We start from the raw sequence: 20,347 nt of genomic DNA on the forward strand, positions 1-20,347 counted from the left end.
GATTTTCTTAGCGAACTGTTTTACGCGCCTTATTTTCAGGTTTTGGCGGGGCAATCTCACGATCGCCTTTCCAGACATCAATAAAGTCTTTTTCATTGATATTATAAAGTTCCAGTAGCGCCAGAATTACGGCACCAAACAGCATGGAACCTTCAGAATTATTCTGAAAGTCAAAAATCTTGCCATTCAGGTTATGCAGAATATCTTCAATCTCGAATACACGATCACGACCATTGCTATCGACCGGATAAATCTGAGTATTGAGCAGAATCTTGGCCAGACTCTTTTCATTATCGGTCAGTGCCAGAACATCAATCAGCTCATCTGTCGCCGGAGTAAAAATCACTGAATCCCGGAAGATGGTATGCAGGAATTGCGACGTAATTTTTGGAAGCGCTTTTTCTACAAAAGGCCGGAAAGATTGTGGAAAAATGACATTGTGGGAAATGCCTTTGAACATAGGAGCAATTTCTTCAACTTTATAGCCTGCAATGCCACAACCAACCGAAGTAATAAAATATTTAATTTTAGGATGGTTCTTGGTGTAAATCTTGAAGTCATCAATATAGTGCTGGATCTGTGAGAGAGGCATCTGTTGCAAATGCTCATTCATAGTCGGAATGGCATAACTTTGACCTGCCCAGCCACGACCAACCCCCATAACCGCCCCAAAATGCTCATAAGCTGTTCGAGCTGCACCTCCGGCATGTTGTCCAGCCAAGTTGCTTCCGAAAACAAATACCGTATTTTCTGGCAGAGATTTAACAATACTTTCATCGTGATAATGGTAAGTCATGGCTTTTTTATTCGATGTCCTGATTAGCTTCATGTTGCCTTTGAACGCTATAAGGGTCAAGGTGAAATTAATTTTTATTACATCATCAGATAAAGCAGAACTTTATACAGAAATTTTGGCTAAATATTGAATAAGCCAGAATAAGGTAAGGAACCGAATCAAAACTTATACTGATTCAATTTTGATAGAAAAGATTAGAACTAAAATGGTTTTAGGCTACGAAAGCATAATATTTCACTCGATTTATTTTACTAAACAGAAACCTGGATAGGGATTGAGTAATTCAATTTTACCCCCATAATAAATTGAGTCGATATCCGCAGTGAAATTATTAAAGCTATGAGTGATAAACAACCCTTTGAACTGGTGACTAATTATCAACCTGCTGGCGATCAGCCACAGGCCATTGAAAAGCTGGTCAAGGGTATAGAAAAAGGCTATCACGATCAGCTTTTGCTGGGGGTTACCGGTTCAGGTAAAACCTATACTATGGCCAATGTCATCGCCCGTACCCAGCGTCCGACTATTGTCATGGCCCATAACAAAACGCTGGCTGCACAGCTTTATGGCGAATTTAAAGCATTTTTCCCGAATAATGCGGTTGAATATTTCGTCAGTTATTATGACTACTATCAGCCAGAAGCCTATGTGCCATCTTCAGATACCTTTATCGAGAAAGATGCGGCGATTAATGACCACATTGACCAGATGCGTCTTTCGGCCACTCGTGCACTTTTAGAACGACGTGACGCGATTATTGTTGCTTCGGTGTCTGCAATTTATGGTCTGGGTGATCCGAATGCTTATATGAGCATGCTGCTGCATGTGGTGGAAGGGGATCGCATTGGTCGTGATGATATTATCCGTCGTCTGGTCGAAATGCAGTATTCACGTAATGAACTGGAATTCCTGCGTGGTACCTATCGTATCCGTGGTGAGATCATTGATATTTTCCCAGCCGAATCGGATCAGGATGCCATCCGGATTGAACTGTTTGATGATGAAGTCGACTCCATTCGCTGGTTTGATCCTTTAACCGGGAAAATGATCCGTAAAGTGCCGCGTGTCACGATCTATCCTAAAAGTCACTATGTAACACCTAAAGACAATCTGGCTCGCGCGATTGAAACGATTCGAGATGAGTTAAAAGAACGTCTGGTCTTTTTCCGTGAAAATGACAAGTTGTTGGAAGCTCAGCGGATCGAGCAGCGTACCCGTTATGATCTGGAAATGATGCAGCAGCTCGGTTATACCAACGGGATCGAAAACTATTCACGTCATTTATCGGGTCGTCCGGCAGGCGAAGCACCGCCGACGCTTTTTGATTATGTACCTGATGATGCCTTGCTGATTATTGATGAATCGCACGTGACTGTTCCACAAATTGGAGCCATGTACAAAGGTGACCGTTCCCGTAAAGAAAATCTGGTGAATTATGGTTTCCGCTTGCCAAGTGCGCTGGATAACCGTCCGATGAAATTTGAGGAATGGGAACGTATTGTACCGACGACCGTGTACGTCAGTGCCACACCTGCAAGATATGAACTGGAAAAATCTGAACAGGTGGTCGAGCAGGTGGTTCGTCCAACCGGTCTGATTGATCCGGAAATTGAAATCCGTCCAGTCCTGACTCAGGTCGATGATGTACTGTCTGAAATCAATATCCGTAAGGAAATGAATGAGCGTGTGCTGGTGACGACCTTGACCAAGCGCATGGCAGAAGACCTGACATCCTATTTAAAAGAATATGGAATCAAGGTTGCCTATTTGCATTCCGATATTGATACCGTTGAGCGTGTGAAGATTATTCATGAGCTACGTACCGGTGTGTATGATGTTCTGGTCGGCATTAACCTGCTGCGTGAAGGTCTGGATATGCCAGAAGTTTCACTGGTTGCAATCCTGGATGCGGATAAAGAAGGTTTTCTGCGTTCAGAACGTTCATTGATTCAGACCATTGGTCGTGCTGCGCGTAACTTGAAAGGTAAAGCGATTTTGTATGCGGATCGCATCACCGATTCAATGCAAAAAGCCATTGATGAGACTGAACGCCGTCGTGCCAAACAGATTCAGTTCAATGAAGAGCATGGTATTACACCACGTAGTGCAGTACGTCAGGTGATTAAGGAAATTGATACGGGTGAAGTGCTGGATGATGAAACTATTGAGCTGAAAGCTTCGGATCAGGCCCGTGCGATCAGTGCAGATGAGCGCCATATCATGGCCGATCCAAAGATGTTCGCGAAGCATATCAATAAACTGGAGAAAGAAATGCTCAAGGCTTCAAAAGAGCTACAATTTGAGCAGGCTGCACGTATACGGGATGAAATTTTACGTTTAAAAGCGCAGATGTTAAGTTAGGTCTGTGTGTAAATTACAGATTTAAATTACGCAAAATCAATCACAAACCTAACATAATGCTACAAAGTATGTCTGCGGATGTCGCTATTGTAAGTACGAAATATTCATGTTGAAAATTTTGTCCTGATCAAATAGGTATTGTATGGCAACTAAAAATAATCTCCCTCATGCGGGATTGAAACTTGCAAAAATTGCAGTGGGTGGTGCAGTTCTACTTGGACTCGGGGCTGCAACCATGGCTTATGCCAAGAACGATTCTTTACCCACTGTAGAGAAAGTTGAACTGGACCGTTATTTGGGCACCTGGTATGAAGTGGCTCGTAAACCACTTACATTCCAGAACAAGTGTGATCGTGATGTTACGGCGACGTATACATTAAATGAAAATGGTAACGTTAATGTAGATAACCGCTGTATCCAGAAAAATGGTCAGGTGACCCAATCAGTGGGTGAGGCATACATTCAGAATGCACCTTATAACACCAAGCTCAAAGTAAGTTTCTTACCAGAGTTTATTCGCTGGTTGCCAGTGGGCCGTGGCGATTATTGGGTATTGAAACTGGATGATAATTATCAAACCGTACTGGTAGGCGAGCCTAAACGTAAATATATGTGGGTATTGTCACGTGACCCTCAACTTGATCAGAACGTGGTGAATGAATACCTGCAATATGCGCAATCTGTGGGTTATGATTTGAGTGATGTGATACATACCAAACAGACCCAACAGGCAAGAAAATAAAAGGCCAATCGGGTTATGTATAAAAAAACCTGCTTCGGCATGGTTTTTTTTAATCCATCTCTTTTTTGAATTATATATTTTGCCTTGCTATTACCTTTGGTCAGATGAATCTTCAAGCTTTATTTTAGACTAATCGTTATAATGTGCTGGAATGATCTTGGATTTGAAGCATGTATAAAGGTATTGCATTATCGGTATTGGCATCAGTGGTATTTGGTGTTCTTTATATATTCACGCCATTGTTGCAGCCTTTAGACAGTGAACAAACCTTTGCCTGGCGGATGCTGGCGACCATTCCATTTTTGACTGCGTTCATGTGGTGGTCAGGCGATTTGAGTCATATCACTCATATTTTTAAACGCATTCTCAAACAGCCTGCTTTTCTGATCTGGTTGATCATCAGTTCCCTGTTATGTACGACACAGTTGTGGCTCTTTTTATGGGGACCAATTAATGGCCGCGGTTTACAGGTATCCCTGGGATATTTCCTGTTGCCTTTAGTCATGGTCTTGGTCGGATGTGTGCTCTATAAAGAGAAGTTGTCTCGCTGGCAAATGGCAGCAGTCGCACTGGCCATATTAGGTGTAGCACATGAAATCTGGAGGATCGGTTCGATCGCGTGGGAAACGGTGTATGTAGCACTGGCATATCCGCTGTATTTCTTTATGCGCCGTAAATTCCAGACGGATCATTTGGGCGGTTTCTGGTGGGACCTTTTCATCATTCTGCCTGTCGCGATTTATCTAGGCTTTATTCATAGCGATTCCATGCAATTAATTCTTAATGCACAGCATTTGATTTTTGCGGTATTGGGTCTAGGCTTTTTAAGTGCGTTAGGATTGGGAAGCTATATTCTGGCGAGTCGCTATTTGCCTTTTGTCATCTTTGGATTATTGAGCTATTTAGAACCAGTACTTTTGGCTTTTGCGTCTATGGCATTAGGGGAGCGGGTTGAAGCTGGCGAATGGCTGACTTATCTTCCGATCTGGCTGGCCGTCGTATTGTTGGTGATTGAAGGTATACTACACATTATTGAACAACGAAAAAGACGATTGGCACTAGCACAAAATTTAGAGCGTTATCAGAAACGTTTAGATTCTTGAATGATAAATTTGACTGAATAAACAACATTTAACAAAAATCTGGTTTTTACAGGGAATAGAGGAACTTTCAAATTTTAAATGCAAAATCATCTGACTAATTACAATTATTTTCAAAATTTATAGTGAATATATCGGATTTTCGGCCAGAGTTAATCAGCTTTTGATTCAAACTTGCGGCCAATTCCATTACAATTATCGGGTTTTGAAATTTATGCTTAGATTTACAATTAATTAGAGGACGTATCTGTGAGCAAAGACACTATCGTTGCCCTCCATGCAGAGCACCAAGGTCGTTGGAAAAACCGTGAAGAACTTGCGGAACGTATGATTGCCCTAGTAGGTCAGTTATATCGTGAAAAAAATATCGTAGCTACAGTTTACGGTCGCTCTTTAATTAACCGTTCTGTAATTCAGATCCTTAAAGCGCATCGTCGTACTCGCGTATTGGACGTTGAGCTTTCTGTTGTAGACACTTTCCCAATCCTTGAAGCATTGGCGAAAATTGACAACATCGGTACTGCTGAAATTGATCTAGGCAAACTTGCTGTTGAATTCAAAGCGAAAGGTGGTGATGTTAACGCATTCGTTGCTGACGCTGTGAAATCTCTTGAAGGCAATGCAACTTCTGTTGAAGGTAAAGACGTTGTTCTTTACGGTTTCGGTCGTATCGGTCGTATCCTTGCCCGTTTGATGATCAGCCAGTCAGGTCTAGGCCGTGGCTTGAACCTGAAAGCAATCGTAGTTCGTAAATCATCTGACGGTGACCTTGAAAAACGTGCGTCTTTATTACGTCGTGACTCAATCCATGGTCCATTCGCGGGTACGATTTCTGTAGATGAAGAAAACGAAGCAATTATTGCAAACGGTCAGTTCATCAAAGTGATCTATGCATCTAATCCATCTGAAGTGGATTACACTGCATACGGTATCGAAAATGCATTAGTGATCGATAACACTGGTAAATGGCGTGATGCTGAAGGTCTTGCTCAACACCTTAAATGCCCAGGCGCTGCTCGTGTAATTTTGACTGCACCTGGTAAAGGTGACATGAAGAACGTTGTATTTGGTGTGAACCAGGCTGACATCCTTGATGAAGATCAAATCATCTCTGCTGCAAGCTGTACAACCAATGCGATCACTCCAACATTGAAGGTGTTAAACGACAAATACACAGTGATCAATGGTCACGTTGAAACAGTTCACTCGTTCACAAACGACCAGAACCTGATCGACAACTACCACAAAGCTGACCGTCGTGGCCGTGCTGCAACACTGAACATGGTCATCACTGAAACTGGTGCCGCTAAAGCAGTTGCGAAAGCACTTCCTGCACTGAAAGGCAAGTTGACTGGTAACTCTGTACGTGTTCCTACACCAAACGTATCTCTTGCGATCCTGAACCTGACTTTAGATAAAGAAGTTGATCGTGATGAAGTGAATGAATACATTCGCCAAATCTCAATCAATTCTAACCTTCAAGGTCAAATCGGTTATACAAACTCTACTGAAGTTGTATCTTCTGACTTTATCGGTTCGCGTACTGCAGGTGTATTCGACGCTCAAGCGACAATCACTTCAGGCAACCGTTTAACTTGCTACGTTTGGTATGATAACGAAGTAGGTTATAGCTGCCAGGTACTTCGCATTGCTGAACAAATGGGCGGCGTAAGCTATCCAAAAGTTCCTGCTGAAACAAATGCATAATTTGTAGAAGTCATCTAAAAAGAGCCTCTTTTGAGGCTCTTTTTTATTGTGGAAGATAAAGGTGGCAAATCAGCTTTATAAAACCATTGCATTAATTGATGGAAAATTCACCTTGATACGTCCATATGAATCTGTTAACTTACAAATGGTAAGTACATTAAAAATAGTAAGTAATAACTAAAAACTGTGATCAAGAAAGGAACTCTTCAATGACCAAGTATGCAATCAGTCCATTGTTGGGACAGGTGCTATCTAATGAATGTGCATCGCGTGAAATACTGGAACATCTCACCAATAAATGGTCAGTGCTGGTATTGCGCTGTTTAAGTGAGGGCGTACATCGCTTTAGTGAGTTGAAACAGCGAATTGAAGGGGTCAGTGAAAAGATGCTGGCACAAACCTTAAAAATGCTGGAACAAGATGGTTTTATTTTAAGAACGGTATATCCGGTTGTACCCCCTAAAGTGGAATATCAATTGACCATTACCGGTTCGCAAGCGGCAGAAAAAATAAATTATTTGATTGGCTGGGTAGAGCGGAGTTTGCCAGAGATTTTGGAAAATAAAGAGCGTGTTGCTAAATAAAACTTAAATTGCTTTTGGGGAAGCAATAAATGGATAAATCAGAAAATTTAGTTGCTCGATTATTGGCAGTGTACGCAATTATCCTAACTTTATGCATCGCTATTTATGCGATCTTTCAACTTTTAGAAGTTGATCTCACTTTAGCGACTAATCTTTTACTTTGGTCAGCTGCAATCTTTGCTCCAATAGCCGTATTAATGACTTATACAAGCTGGAGAGAGCAGAAAGGGAGTGAAATTCTATCTAGTATGTCTAAAGACAATTACGCATCTTTGCTTGAATTAGAGAGTCATTTGATAGATGTAGCAAATAGCGTGAAATATCAGTTTAGATCATGGCAATTAAGTGAAAATAGAGAAAAACTTTTTAATAACCAGTATCTTTTTGAAATTGAAAAATTAAAAGATCGAACGTCTTCACTCAAAAAGAATCTGGATATGATAGTTCGGTATCAAAAGGAAAATATAGAATTAAAGACATTGGTAAATAATTTTAATTCTGAATGTGAGTTGGTGAATGAAGGTATAAAAGAACCCTGTGATATACGCTGAATTATCAGGAGACTTTCCCTTGGGAGATTTTAGGCAGCCAACTTATAAAAGTCTTCGGCCATTTGATTTGGTGTCTTAAAACCCAAACCCTTTTGAATTCTTCGATGATTATAAAATAACTCAATGTATTTTATAATATCTGCTTTGGCTTCTTCTCTGGTTTGATAGTTGTAATGATGCACTAACTCATTTTTCAGTATTCCCCAAAAGCTTTCAATCGGTGCATTATCGTAACAGTCTCCGCGCTTGCTCATTGAACCTTGAAAACCATATTGCTCAAGTATATTTCGATATTCATGGCTGCAATATTGACTTCCTCTGTCTGAATGCACAATCAGTTCTTTGGTTGGTTTTTGATTGTGAATAGCCATATTTAGCGCATTACAAACAAGCTGTGTTGTCATGCGCTCATTTAAGCTATAGCCAACCACTTGCTTCGTGTAAAGGTCTTTTACCGCTGCTAAGTACAGCCATCCTTCAACAGTCCATATGTACGTAATATCACTTGACCATGCTTGATTTGGTCTAGTCATTGAGAATTGTTGCTCCAGCAGGTTTTCATAGATCGCTCGATTATGGTCACTATTCGTAGTCCTTTTAAAACGCTTGTGTCGCTTACAATACAGGTGGTTCAGCGCTTTTATCTGACGTACAGCGTACATACTCATTTTTATGCCCTGAGCTTGTAAGTATTTGGTTAATCGAATATAACCATAGCTCTGCCTTGTCTCCTCATGGGCTATTTTCACCAATATCGTCTGTTGATTTCGTTGAATCGTTCTTTTGCTCACGCCTCTCTTGAGCCAATCATAAAAACATGAAACTGAAACATGAAGTAATCGAGCCATTAAGGTAATTGGAAATGAATATCTTTTTTGTTTCATATAGGCGTACCTTACTGACTTTCTTTGGCAAAGTACGCTGCTGCCTTTTTTAAAAATTCACGTTCCATTTCAGCTATTTTGAGCTGTTGTTTGAGTTTTTTATTTTCTTCGAGTAGAGCGTTTAGATCAGGTGAATACTGTTTTGTACCTGCTAAAGTTCCAGCCTTTGCTTTGGTATTCCAATTTGAAAGAGTTTGCATTGAAATGCTAAGTTGTCTAGCTGTTTCCGAGACATTGCCTTGATTGGCTTCAATTAATTTGATGGCTTCAGCTTTAAATTCTGTGGTGTAAGTCTTGTATTTCTTGCTCATGGTAAACTCCTGATGAGTGTGTTTAGTTTACCAAGTTAAAACCTCCTGTTTTTTCAGCACACATCACGATGATACTTACTTTAAAGCTAATTATTTAAAATATGAAAATGATCTTGATATGACAGTAGGTGAAGCTAATAAATCGAATCAAGAGCTTAGAAATTATCTCATCAACCTTGTTTTTTATAAAACTTAATAAGACAGTTTCTAATTTTCTTTTGGATTACAAATAAGTTATTTTTTCAAAATCAACTCAATCAAAGAGTAAAACACAATCAAGAAAATTAAGCTTAAAGCAGTAAATCACTTCAACTATAAGAAAAGACCTAACTCAAATCTAAGCCAAGTACAAATATTTTGTTGATCTTTATTTTGTATAAGTTCCTCACAATAATTTCTTGATAAATCGTCAATCTGTATCAGCTTTTTGCTTGAATAATATAAAATAATCTTAAATTGGGTCTTCTTCATGGAAAGCCCAATAAATATAGTCGAGAAATGCTTTAAAATATGGCAGAATAGGCGGTTTTTAAAGTTTTTAGAGGATTGGCATTATGCGCTTTGTTGATGAAGCAGTCATTACCGTAGAGGCTGGCGACGGTGGCAATGGCGTAGCCAGTTTTCGCCGTGAAAAGTTCGTACCATTTGGTGGTCCAGATGGTGGTGATGGTGGTCGTGGCGGCAGCATTTATATTCAGGCTGACGACGACACGAGTACCCTTGTAGATTATCGTTATACCCGTAAATTTCGCGCTGAACGTGGTAAAAACGGTGCTGGCGCAAACTGTGCTGGTCGTGGTGGCGAATCAGTTATTTTAAAAGTTCCTGTGGGAACAACTATCGTCGATTCTGAATCTGGCGATATTATTGGAGATCTGGTTGAAGACGGCCAGAAAGTATTAGTGGCACATGGCGGCCAAGGTGGTTTGGGTAATACCCACTTCAAATCATCAACCAACCGTTCTCCGCGTAAATGTACGCATGGTACCAAAGGCGAATTCCGTGAAATCCGTCTTGAGCTGAAAGTGTTGGCTGATGTTGGCTTGCTCGGCATGCCAAACGCAGGTAAATCAACCTTTATCCGTGCAGTTTCTGCTGCAAAACCAAAAGTGGCGGATTATCCATTCACAACCATGGTGCCTAACCTGGGTGTAGTGGATGCGGATCGTCACCGTTCATTCGTGATGGCGGATATTCCAGGTCTGATCGAAGGTGCGGCAGAAGGTGCAGGTCTCGGGATTCGCTTCCTGAAACATTTGGCACGTACCCGTATTCTGCTTCACATTGTAGATGTTCAACCGATTGACGGTTCAGATCCAGCTTACAATGCCAAAGCGATTTTGAATGAGTTGCAAAAATTCTCCCCAACACTTTCAAAATTACCAGTGGTATTGGTTCTAAACAAGGTCGATCAGCTTGCTGTAGATACTCGTGACGAATGGTGTAATCACATTCTTGAAGAATTGCAGTGGGAAGGTCCTGTCTTTAAAACTTCAGGCTTAACGGCTGAAGGCACTAAGGATGTGGTGTATTACCTGATGGATCAAATCGAGCAGCAACGCGAACGCGAAGTTGAAGATCCTGAATACGCAGCAGAGATGAAAGAATTCCGTGATCAGCTTGAAGCTGAAACACGTGAACAAACGATTGCTGCGAAAGAAGCTTATCGTGAAATGCGTCGCGCTCAACGTCTGGGTGGCGATGACTTTGATGATGAAGATGATGACGACAGCGACGTAGAAGTATATTACGTACGTTAATCTTTTAAAGATAAGTCTGAGGACAAGATGATAGAAGTGGTAGATGGGCAACGTCAGCTCAAGGGTTGTAAACGAATCGTTGTTAAAATCGGATCATCTTTACTCACAGCAAACGGGCAAGGTTTAGATTTAGATGCGATCTCGCATTGGGCGGGACAAATCGCGGATCTACACAATGCCGGACACGAGATTATTCTCGTTTCTTCCGGAGCTGTGGCTGAAGGTATGGTTCGAATGAAACTTGAGAATCGACCCACCGATCTACCCAGTCTTCAGGCTTGTGCTGCCATTGGTCAAATGGGTTTAATCCAGACCTGGTCAAGTGTACTGGAAAAACACAGCATTCAAACCGCTCAGGTATTATTGACTCATGATGATCTGGCAGACCGTCGTCGCTATCTCAACTCTTGTGATGCTTTGCAACACTTGATTGACTGGCATGTGATTCCAGTCATTAATGAAAATGACACGGTTTCTACTGATGAAATCCGCTTTGGTGATAACGATACACTCGCAGCGATGGTCGCAGGTCAAGTTCATGCAGATCTGCTGATTATCCTGACCGATCAGGAAGGCATGTTCGACTCGGATCCACGTTCTAATCCGAATGCCAAACTGTTCCATACCGTTCGTGCCATGGATGAAAGCCTGTTTGATATGGCAGGCGGCGGCGGAAAATTTGGTCGTGGCGGTATGCTGACCAAAGTCCGTGCTGCTCGTCTGGCTGCCAAGTCTGGTTGTCCGACATTAATTGCCAGTGGTGATAGTGACAATGTTTTATCGCGCCTGATGGCGGGTGAAATGTTGGGTACACTTTTTATCACTGATGATGATCGTATGACTGCACATCAGCAATGGTTAGCAGCGCATCTGCAAACTGCAGGTCGTCTGGTGATTGATGATGGTGCGGTTAAAGCCATCAAAGAAAATCACCGTAGCTTGTTGCCTGTCGGTGTCAAAGCGGTAGAAGGACATTTTGACCGTGGTGATGTAGTGGAATGTGTCGATCGACAAGGTCACCGTATTGCTGTAGGACGTGTCAACTTCAGTTCGCGTTCAGCGGAAATTGTCAAAGGTCTGGCATCAGATAAAGTGCATCAGGTCTTGGGTGAAGCACGTTCTTTAGAGATGATTCATCGCAATCATATGGCGATTTACTAAATCTTCGGTCTATAAAAAAATCCCGCTTTCGAGCGGGATTTTTTTATGACATTTGGATTAAGTTTATTTAATCCATCCCATTCGAATAAAAGGCTTAAACAGGAATTGATGAATACTGAAAATAAAGCGCATGATTTTATTCTCATATTTCCACCAGAGCGGTAAGCCGGCAAGATTGACTGCTAAAGCAATCAGGAATGCTCCCACCATATCAATCGGAAAATGTACACCCACATAAACTCGTGACCAGGCTACCAGCCAAGCAGTCCAGAGCAGGATTCGTCCCAAATCACGTTGTGCTGAGAAATAATAGGCAAAGGCAATCCCGCTGAAAATACTCATGTGGTTGCTTGGGAATGAACCTGTAGGCGCATGTTCAATCAAAGTTCGGCCAACTTCCATGACAAAAGGGCGAGGTGTGTTTAGAACGGTAGATAATACCTCGCTAATCGACAAGGTAATTGCTGTGAAGATTGCAGCTTTAATAATCCCGGTTTTTACTTCATGACTACCACGCAGCCAGGCAATAGCAAAAATCAGCAGGAATACATACACCAGATCATGCGCTATCAGACTGGCATAGTTAATCATCCAGATCGAGGCTTGGTCAGGTACATTGAGAAGATGAAACAGATACAGGTTCAATTGATCGAGTGACATGAGGAGAGAGGGTTGACACAAATGTCCGTTACTCTAAACCGATCAAAGCTCAATTCATATCTGAGTTTGTATGAATTTGTAGCATTGATTTTTCAGAGAATATTCACATGATAAAAAAACCACTCAAAAGAGTGGTTCTTAAAAGTCTGAGGAATATAATGAAGTCTTATTTAAACTGAATCGCCCCATTCGCGCTGACGGTCATTTGCGATTCACCCGCCGCAAATTCCTGCTCAGGAACCGCCATATCAGCCGATGCAGATTTCATCATGGCCATACGCGGTACTGGCTGTGGTGAATAATTGTTAGTATTCAGGTTTAAGTTCACCAGTTGATAACTCGGTTTGTTCCAGGTCTGGGTGAGTGCCTGTGCGCGTTGCTGGAAGTTTTTGGTGGCTTCAATTATCAGTTCGCTTTCAACTTTTTTACGCTTTTCGTCTGATACTTTAAAGTTAATCGACTGGGTCTGGAAGTGCTGTTGTAATTCGGCAATCAGTTGAGATGTCGCTTTAAAATCTTTCGATTCCAGACGAATTTGGGCACGACCACGCCATTCTTTCAATTTACGGTTGTCATTGTCATAAATAGGGTAAGTACTTTGTGCCCCAGTCTCGATTTTCACAGTTGGATATTTGCGTGCTGTGGCGATCGCCTGATTCATCAGCTGGTTAATTTGAGTGGCCAGTTCAGCTGGTTGTTTGTTGGATTTTTCAATATAAAGCACAGCATGCATTTCATCATTTGAGATTTCACGACTGGCCTCTGCTGAAAGATTAACAACATTATAATTCAGAGATTCAGCAGGAGCTGCGAATGTGCCTGTGGAGAGGGTGCTGGCAAGGATCAAACTGGTAAGTGCTAAGAGACGCATGAAATTGTCCTGTTTTTCTTAAAATTGGCCATCTAAGCCGTTGTTAAAATATTAAATCTCAATTGTGATCTTTTTACGAAATATTTGTCGTAAGAGTGTTAAATTTTCTTTAATTTTATCTCATTATTTAATTTATATTTATTATTAATAATTAAATACTTAATGAATAATTTTGAGATTGATTACCTGAATGCCGCCTGCGCTACAAAAAACCATAAAAGAACACGCTTTTCTTTCTGCTGTCACACTGTAAGATGATGATTTAGGGGATGGATTAGCATGATGTTTTTTTTCGATAAAGATTAGGACAAAATGTGACTGAAAGTTATTTATTTTCCTGAAAAATTCGGTATCATCCGCCTCCTAGTTATTCGAATACAAAACTGCTAGCTAGAACCCTTATAAAGCGCCGAGTCAAAGGACCAAACGTCACCAGACTTATTTCTTTCACCCATATCAGAGATGGTAATTCGATATGAGCGTTACTTCTGTAAACCCTGCCACCAATTCCACAAACGAATACTACTTGACTCGCCAAAGTCAGATGGAATCGAATGTGCGTAGTTATCCACGTAAATTACCGTTAGCGATAGCGAAAGCACAAGGTTGCTGGGTTACCGATGTTGAAGGTACTGAGTACCTTGATTGTTTAGCTGGGGCAGGGACGTTGGCTTTAGGCCATAATCATCCTGCAGTCATTCAAAGTATCCAGGATACAATTGCAAGCGGTTTACCATTGCATACCCTGGATCTTACTACTCCTTTAAAAGATGCTTTTACCGAAGCACTTCTTTCTTATCTTCCAGGTGGCCAAGAAGAGTACTGCTTGCAGTTCTGTGGTCCATCAGGTGCAGATGCAACTGAAGCCGCAATTAAACTGGCGAAAACCTTTACTGGTCGTAGCTCAGTGATCAGCTTCTCTGGCGGTTATCATGGTATGACTCACGGTGCATTGGCAATGACAGGTAACCTGTCTGCGAAAAATGCAGTGAACGGTTTGATGCCGGGTGTACAGTTCATGCCGTATCCGCATGAATACCGTTGCCCACTGGGTCTTGGCGGTGAAGCCGGTGTTGATGCCCTGACTTACTACTTTGAAAATTTCATTGAAGATGTCGAAAGCGGTGTGACCAAACCTGCAGCTGTAATCCTTGAAGCGATTCAGGGTGAAGGCGGTGTGGTAACTGCACCAGTAAAATGGTTGCAAAAAATCCGCGAAGTGACTGAAAAACACAACATCGTGTTGATTCTTGATGAAGTTCAGGCTGGTTTTGCGCGTTCAGGCAAAATGTTTGCATTCGAACACGCAGGGATTGAACCTGATGTCGTAGTGATGTCTAAAGCCGTAGGTGGTAGCTTGCCGCTTGCCGTACTTGGTATTAAACGTAAGTTTGATGCTTGGCAACCTGCTGGTCATACCGGTACTTTCCGTGGTAACCAATTGGCGATGGGTACAGGTCTTGCAACGATCAATACCATTAAAGAACAGAACCTGGCGCAAAATGCACAAGAACGTGGTGATTTCCTGCAAGCTGAACTGAAAAAACTGGCTGCTGAATTCCCATGTATCGGTAACGTGCGTGGCCGCGGTCTGATGATCGGTGTTGAAATCGTCGACGAGCGTAAACCAGCGGATCATATGGGTTCTTTCCCTGCTGATGGTCAGTTGGCTGCAGCGATCCAAACCGCTTGTTTCAACAACAAACTGTTGCTGGAAAAAGGTGGGCGTAATGGTACAGTAATCCGTTTACTTTGCCCATTGATCATCACTCAAGCTGAGTGTGAAGAAGTTCTGGTTCGCTTCAAGAAAGCGGTTGCTGAAGCTCTAGTCGCAGTTCGAGGCGCGTAATTCATGGTAGATTTTGCAGAACACCGTAAAGCGTTACTCTGCAATGATGCTGCATCTATCGCTGACTATGAGTCGGCGATGGATCAGGCGACCAAAGCGGTTGCAGCATGGTTGCAAAACGACAAGATGTATACCGGCGGTAGCATCAAGGAATTGCGTAGCGCAATTGCGTTCAATCCTTCTAAAGAAGGCTTGGGCGTACAGAAATCTTTAGAGCGTATGGTTGAGCTATTCCTCAACAAGAGCTTGAAAGTACATCATCCGCATTCGCTAGCACATTTGCATTGCCCGACGATGGTCACCAGCCAGATCGCGGAAGTGCTCATTAATGCCACTAACCAGTCAATGGACTCTTGGGATCAAAGCCCGGCAGGTTCTTTGATGGAAGTGCAGCTGATTGACTGGCTACGTCAGAAAGTTGGCTATGGCTCAGGTCAGGCAGGTGTGTTCACTTCTGGTGGTACCCAATCCAACCTGATGGGTGTATTACTGGCACGTGATGCCTGTATCGCGAAAAACTGGAAAGACGAAAACGGTAATCCGTGGTCTGTTCAGCGTGACGGCATCCCTGCAGATGCAATGCGTAACGTCAAAGTGATCTGTTCTGAAAATGCACACTTCTCTGTGCAAAAGAACATGGCGATGATGGGCATGGGCTTCCAGTCTGTGGTGACTGTTCCTGTGAATGAAAATGCTCAGATGGACGTTGATGCGCTGGAAAAAACCATGGCGCATCTTCAGTCTGAAGGCAAGATCGTGGCATGTATAGTCGCAACAGCGGGTACTACAGATGCTGGCGCAATTGATCCACTGAAACAGATTCGTGAAATCACCAATAAATATGGCGCGTGGATGCATATCGACGCAGCATGGGGTGGTGCGCTGATTCTGTCGAATGACTATCGTTCTATGCTGGATGGCATCGAGCTGTCTGATTCTGTGACACTGGATTTCCATAAGCATTACTTCCAGACCATTTCATGTGGTGCGTTCTTGCTGAAAGATGAAGCGAACTATCGTTTCATGCACTACGAAGCAGAATATCTGAACTCTGCTTATGACGAAGAGCACGGTGTACCTAACCTGGTATCGAAGTCTCTACAAACGACTCGTCGTTTTGACGCGTTGAAATTGTGGATGACTGTAGAAGCGTTGGGTGAAGAGCTTTATGGTTCGATGATCGACCATGGCGTAAAATTGACTCGTGAAGTCGCAGATTACATCAAGGCAACTGATGGTCTGGAACTTCTGGTTGAGCCACAGTTTGCATCAGTATTGTTCCGTGTGGTTCCAGCAGGTTATCCAGCTGAGTTTGTCGATGCTCTGAACCAGAACGTAGCAGATGAGCTGTTTGCGCGTGGTGAAGCGAACATTGGTGTAACTAAAGTCGGTCAGGTTCAATCTCTGAAAATGACGACTTTAAGTCCGGTGGCAACACTTGAAAACGTGAAGAACCTGCTGGCACTGGTGCTTGCAGAAGCGGATCGAATCAAGGATTCCATCGCTGACGGTACTTATACACCACCAATTGCATAAGCTGTGATGGTGTGAAAAAGGAGATCGTTAAGATCTCCTTTTTTATTGGAATTTGGCTGACACATAGATAATGATTTTTAAATAAAATTAAGCTGCAAATAAAGGACTAAAGCCTTTTTTCCTTAACAGTTTGCGGTACATGCTGGAGCTGCGATCTGCCGGGAAATGTGCTTCCAGAGATAAGTCCAGCGGTAAAAACTCAGGCTTCTGATTTTCGACAATCAGGCGATCTTCTTCAAAAATCTTCAGATTAAAATCATAGGCTTCTTCGACGGGTAGGTCTTTATCATAATTACGACAGATAGGAGCAAACAGTCGGGTCTGACGGGCGGTCATCGGTGAAGCAGCATTCATAATCACCTGTTTGGCATCATTAGGGAAATGAATGGTCAGAGTCGCGGTAAAGGGCAGACTAATTTCAAAATGTCGTAGCCATTTAAAATCTTCCTGACCACGCTGATCTAACCCAATCGGATAACGGCCAACACTGCTGATATAGTCGGCACTGAAACCATATTCAGTTTCTATTGGTGTGTAATTCGGGACTTCAACATCATTCGGATCACCAAAGGTATCCGGATGTACCCAGGCAAAATGGGCTACATCAATAAAGCCTTCTAGCTGTCTGCCAGCAAAACATTTGATGTCGACTTGTGGGCAAACCAGTTGCTGATAATCTGCATCGTTCCAATAAGGCATCATTGGAATATTCGGTTCAGCGTCTTTGTCAGCTGTCAGTGAACACCAGATCAGACCATAACGTTCAACCGCGGCATAAGCCCGTAAATGAAACCGATCTGAAATTTTATGCTGTGGATGTGCAGGGATACGGTTACATTTACCTTGTGCACCAAAACGCAAGCCATGATAAGGACAGACGACGCCTTGACCATCATTTTTTCCCAGACTTAAGGGCACACCACGATGCGGGCAGGCATCTTTGGCCACGATCAGTTCATCCTGCATCTTGTAAATGACCAGTGACATATCTAGAAGCATTGTTCCTAACGGCTGTTCAGAGACATCACGGGCTAAGGCCACTGGATACCAATATTGAGCCAGGAGATGCCAGTCAAGTTCTTCAAATGTCATGTGAATCGGTAAATCGGGATTGAAAACTGGAATGGTTGTGCTGTTCATGGTGCTATCACTGTAATTCTTTATTTCAATATAGGCCAATGTGATGTTCTACGAAATTTCAAAGATCAGGACATCCTGTTGCATAAATTCGAACAGGATGTAAGGAAGAATGAGCTATAGACAAAAAAATTAAAGGAAGCGATATTTAAAGCGCTTAAAAACGTATACCGAAAGATACTTCTTCTATTTTCCATGCACAAAATGTGTATTCAGGGCTTTATACCTAATGTGATATGCAAGCTCCATTCAGACAAAATCAGCTAATGTCAGGGAACAACAAAAATATCTGATTCAGGATGAAGAGATGACTAATTTGCATGTATCCCAACCCGTTGGCTGTATTATTCAAGGAAAAATGATACAAGGCGCTGCCGAAAGTTTTGTAGTGATCAATCCTGCTGATGAGCAGGTATTGGCACTGTGTTCCTCTCCCTCAGAAGCACAAATTGAAGACACCATCCGTAGTGCCGAGCAAGCTTTTCATCAATGGAAAAATACGGATGATGCCACGCGACAGTCAATCTTGCATCGTATTGCGGATCATATTGAAGAACATCGGGAAGAGTTAGCGCGTTTGGTGGTGCAGGAGCAGGGCAAACCTTATGCGCTGGCTGAATTTGAAGTCGGTGGGGCCATTGCCTGGACCCGCTATCAGGCAGAACTCAAGATTGAAACTGAAATCTTACAGGATGATGCCAATAAACGGATCGAACTGCATCATCGGCCTTTAGGGATTGTGGCATCGGTCACTCCATGGAACTGGCCTTTAATGATTGCTGTCTGGCATATCATGCCGGCAATTCGCGCTGGCAATGTGGTCATCAATAAACCTTCAGAATTTACCCCATTGTCGACCCTTCGACTCGGTGAGTTGATTCAGCAAGAAGTTGCACCTGGAGTCGTATCTATACTTACAGGTGGCGGCGAAGTTGGGGCTAAGCTGACCAGTCACCCTGCAATTGCCAAAGTGGTATTTACCGGTTCGACCGCAACTGGTCAAAGAATCATGCAGAACGCAGCTGCGACTTTCAAGCATCTGACACTGGAACTTGGTGGCAATGATGCAGGCATTGTTTTGCCAGATACCGACTTTCAGGCAATGGCAGTCCGAATCTTTCATGGAGCTTTTATCAACATGGGCCAGACCTGTGCTGCGTTGAAGCGTCTTTATGTGCATGACAGCCAGTATGATGCACTGGCACAGGAATTAGTAAAAGTCGCACAGCAACAATCTCTGGGAGATGGTTTAGCCGAGACGACTACTTTTGGTCCGGTACAAAATATTAAGCAATACCAAAAAGTTCAGGCCATGATTCAGGAAGCCCGGGATGAAGGGGCAATAGTCATGACATCTGGTCAGAATCTACCGGATACAGGCTATTTTATTGCACCGACGATTGTGACCAAGGTAAGCCCAGATAGCCGTCTGGTACAGGAAGAGCAGTTTGGTCCGGTATTACCTTTGATCCGTTATCACGATATTGAAGAAGTACTGACTGAAGCCAACAATACGGATTTTGGTTTAGGTGGCTCAATCTGGTCATCCGATCTGGAGCAGGCGCAGCAGTTTGCTCAACGGCTGAGTTGTGGTACGGCATGGATCAATACGCATGGTGAGATTTTCCCGCATGTACCTTTTGGTGGATGGAAGCATTCAGGTATCGGTGCCCAGTTCGGACTGAGTGGCCTGCTCGAAAATACGATTCAGCAGGTTGTTCATATCAATAAAAATTAAATCAAAAAAAGCTCAAGTTGAACTTGAGCTTTTTTCTTTTACTTAAAATATATCAACGTAATAAAGGGCGGGCAGCCTGAAAATCAAAATGTAATTGCTTGAATTTATCTAAGACAATATAAGATTTGATATGACCAATAAAATTACAGCTCAGCAATTTTTCAGTCACAAAATTTGCCAGCATTTCCAGATTTTTAGCGCCTACTTTTAACATGAAATCTGCATCACCACTTAAAGAAAAAGCTTCCTGAATGGCTTCTTCTTCAATCAATTGTTGAAAAGCGATCTTGGCTGCTGCGTCATGTGTTTTGAGATTGACCTGAACCATAGCCAAAACTGCAATTCCCAAAGCTTCAGGATGAATGCAGGCGCTATAACCCAGAATAATTCCTTTTTGCTCCAGCAGCTGACGCCGTCTAGAACATTGAGAGGCTGACAGACCGATTAAATCCCCGATTTCCTGATTCGTCAGGCGCCCATTTTTTTGCAAAGCCTGGATGATTTTCCAGTCAAATTTATCCATTGCATCCATTGCACTGAATCCTTATCCGATACACGTTTTATGTGTTTTTGAATCATTGTGACTTGCATTATGCACG

General features: G+C 42.5%; 17 protein-coding genes. 11 read left to right on the plus strand and 6 right to left on the minus strand.

Annotation, left to right across the window (positions count from 1 at the left end; translation table 11 throughout):
* Window positions 1-7 precede the first annotated feature (7 nt).
* On the minus strand, window positions 8-796 hold the full coding sequence (locus tag FOC32_RS09970) for a hypothetical protein (protein ID WP_034580895.1): 789 nt from the start codon (window positions 794-796) through the stop codon (window positions 8-10).
* A gap of 339 nt (window positions 797-1,135) precedes the next feature.
* Here FOC32_RS09970 and uvrB point away from each other — a divergent pair, with 339 nt between their 5' ends.
* The 6 genes from uvrB (at window position 1,136) to FOC32_RS17025 (ending at window position 7,841) form a co-directional block, all read left to right on the plus strand.
* On the plus strand, window positions 1,136-3,157 hold the full coding sequence (gene uvrB, locus FOC32_RS09975) for an excinuclease ABC subunit UvrB (RefSeq protein ID WP_005234910.1): 2,022 nt from the start codon (window positions 1,136-1,138) through the stop codon (window positions 3,155-3,157).
* 142 nt (window positions 3,158-3,299) lie between these two features.
* The gene (locus tag FOC32_RS09980) at window positions 3,300-3,899 is read left to right on the plus strand and encodes a lipocalin family protein (RefSeq protein WP_005234914.1); all 600 of its coding nucleotides are present in this window, start codon (window positions 3,300-3,302) and stop codon (window positions 3,897-3,899) included.
* 170 nt (window positions 3,900-4,069) lie between these two features.
* Window positions 4,070-5,002, plus strand: a complete 933-nt coding sequence (gene rarD / locus FOC32_RS09985; RefSeq protein WP_175967265.1) for an EamA family transporter RarD — start codon at window positions 4,070-4,072, stop codon at window positions 5,000-5,002.
* Window positions 5,003-5,248: 246 nt separating this feature from the next.
* Complete coding sequence (locus FOC32_RS09990; RefSeq protein WP_175967267.1) at window positions 5,249-6,706, plus strand: glyceraldehyde-3-phosphate dehydrogenase; 1,458 nt, start codon at window positions 5,249-5,251, stop codon at window positions 6,704-6,706.
* A 209-nt stretch (window positions 6,707-6,915) separates the two neighbouring features.
* Entirely contained in the window at window positions 6,916-7,290 is a 375-nt protein-coding gene (locus tag FOC32_RS09995) for a winged helix-turn-helix transcriptional regulator (RefSeq protein WP_175967269.1), read from the plus strand.
* A gap of 29 nt (window positions 7,291-7,319) precedes the next feature.
* A complete protein-coding gene (locus FOC32_RS17025; RefSeq protein WP_228761257.1) occupies window positions 7,320-7,841 on the plus strand; it encodes a hypothetical protein in 522 nt (173 codons plus the stop codon).
* Between the two features lie 29 nt (window positions 7,842-7,870).
* Here FOC32_RS17025 and FOC32_RS10005 read toward each other — a convergent pair.
* Window positions 7,871-9,036 (minus strand): IS3-like element ISAba22 family transposase gene (locus FOC32_RS10005; RefSeq protein ID WP_087748731.1). Its coding sequence is split into 2 segments (ribosomal slippage): window positions 7,871-8,778 and window positions 8,778-9,036, totalling 1,167 coding nucleotides; the frame shifts between segments, so codons are not numbered across the junction.
* Window positions 9,037-9,590: 554 nt separating this feature from the next.
* On the opposite strand from FOC32_RS10005, the gene cgtA reads away from it, so the two are divergent.
* Together cgtA and proB are read left to right on the plus strand one after the other, a co-directional pair.
* On the plus strand, window positions 9,591-10,796 hold the full coding sequence (gene cgtA, locus FOC32_RS10010; RefSeq protein WP_004782712.1) for an Obg family GTPase CgtA: 1,206 nt from the start codon (window positions 9,591-9,593) through the stop codon (window positions 10,794-10,796).
* Between the two features lie 27 nt (window positions 10,797-10,823).
* Window positions 10,824-11,957, plus strand: a complete 1,134-nt coding sequence (gene proB, locus FOC32_RS10015) for a glutamate 5-kinase (RefSeq protein ID WP_034170044.1) — start codon at window positions 10,824-10,826, stop codon at window positions 11,955-11,957.
* A 63-nt stretch (window positions 11,958-12,020) separates the two neighbouring features.
* On the opposite strand, the gene FOC32_RS10020 is transcribed toward proB, so the two are convergent.
* Window positions 12,021-12,617: a phosphatase PAP2 family protein gene (locus FOC32_RS10020; RefSeq protein WP_175967271.1), complete on the minus strand. Its 597-nt coding sequence runs from the start codon at window positions 12,615-12,617 to the stop codon at window positions 12,021-12,023.
* 166 nt (window positions 12,618-12,783) lie between these two features.
* A complete protein-coding gene (locus FOC32_RS10025; protein WP_034170042.1) occupies window positions 12,784-13,488 on the minus strand; it encodes an SIMPL domain-containing protein in 705 nt (234 codons plus the stop codon).
* A gap of 475 nt (window positions 13,489-13,963) precedes the next feature.
* Between FOC32_RS10025 and FOC32_RS10030 the strand changes: the two genes are divergently transcribed.
* Window positions 13,964-15,337: a diaminobutyrate--2-oxoglutarate transaminase gene (locus tag FOC32_RS10030; protein ID WP_005234927.1), complete on the plus strand. Its 1,374-nt coding sequence runs from the start codon at window positions 13,964-13,966 to the stop codon at window positions 15,335-15,337.
* A 3-nt stretch (window positions 15,338-15,340) separates the two neighbouring features.
* Complete coding sequence (locus tag FOC32_RS10035) at window positions 15,341-16,873, plus strand: pyridoxal phosphate-dependent decarboxylase family protein (protein WP_175967273.1); 1,533 nt, start codon at window positions 15,341-15,343, stop codon at window positions 16,871-16,873.
* 87 nt (window positions 16,874-16,960) lie between these two features.
* On the opposite strand, the gene FOC32_RS10040 is transcribed toward FOC32_RS10035, so the two are convergent.
* On the minus strand, window positions 16,961-18,013 hold the full coding sequence (locus FOC32_RS10040) for a Rieske 2Fe-2S domain-containing protein (RefSeq protein WP_175967275.1): 1,053 nt from the start codon (window positions 18,011-18,013) through the stop codon (window positions 16,961-16,963).
* Between the two features lie 304 nt (window positions 18,014-18,317).
* Here FOC32_RS10040 and FOC32_RS10045 point away from each other — a divergent pair, with 304 nt between their 5' ends.
* Window positions 18,318-19,748 carry an aldehyde dehydrogenase family protein gene (locus FOC32_RS10045; RefSeq protein WP_175967277.1) on the plus strand — a complete coding sequence of 477 codons (1,431 nt, stop codon included), beginning with the start codon at window positions 18,318-18,320 and terminating at the stop codon, window positions 19,746-19,748.
* A gap of 52 nt (window positions 19,749-19,800) precedes the next feature.
* Here FOC32_RS10045 and FOC32_RS10050 read toward each other — a convergent pair whose 3' ends face one another.
* Window positions 19,801-20,271, minus strand: a complete 471-nt coding sequence (locus FOC32_RS10050) for an Lrp/AsnC family transcriptional regulator (protein ID WP_175968199.1) — start codon at window positions 20,269-20,271, stop codon at window positions 19,801-19,803.
* Window positions 20,272-20,347: the final 76 nt, after the last annotated feature.

It is taken from the genome of Acinetobacter sp. FDAARGOS_724, assembly GCF_013364475.1.
In the GTDB taxonomy this organism is placed as follows: Bacteria; Pseudomonadota; Gammaproteobacteria; order Pseudomonadales; family Moraxellaceae; genus Acinetobacter; species Acinetobacter variabilis.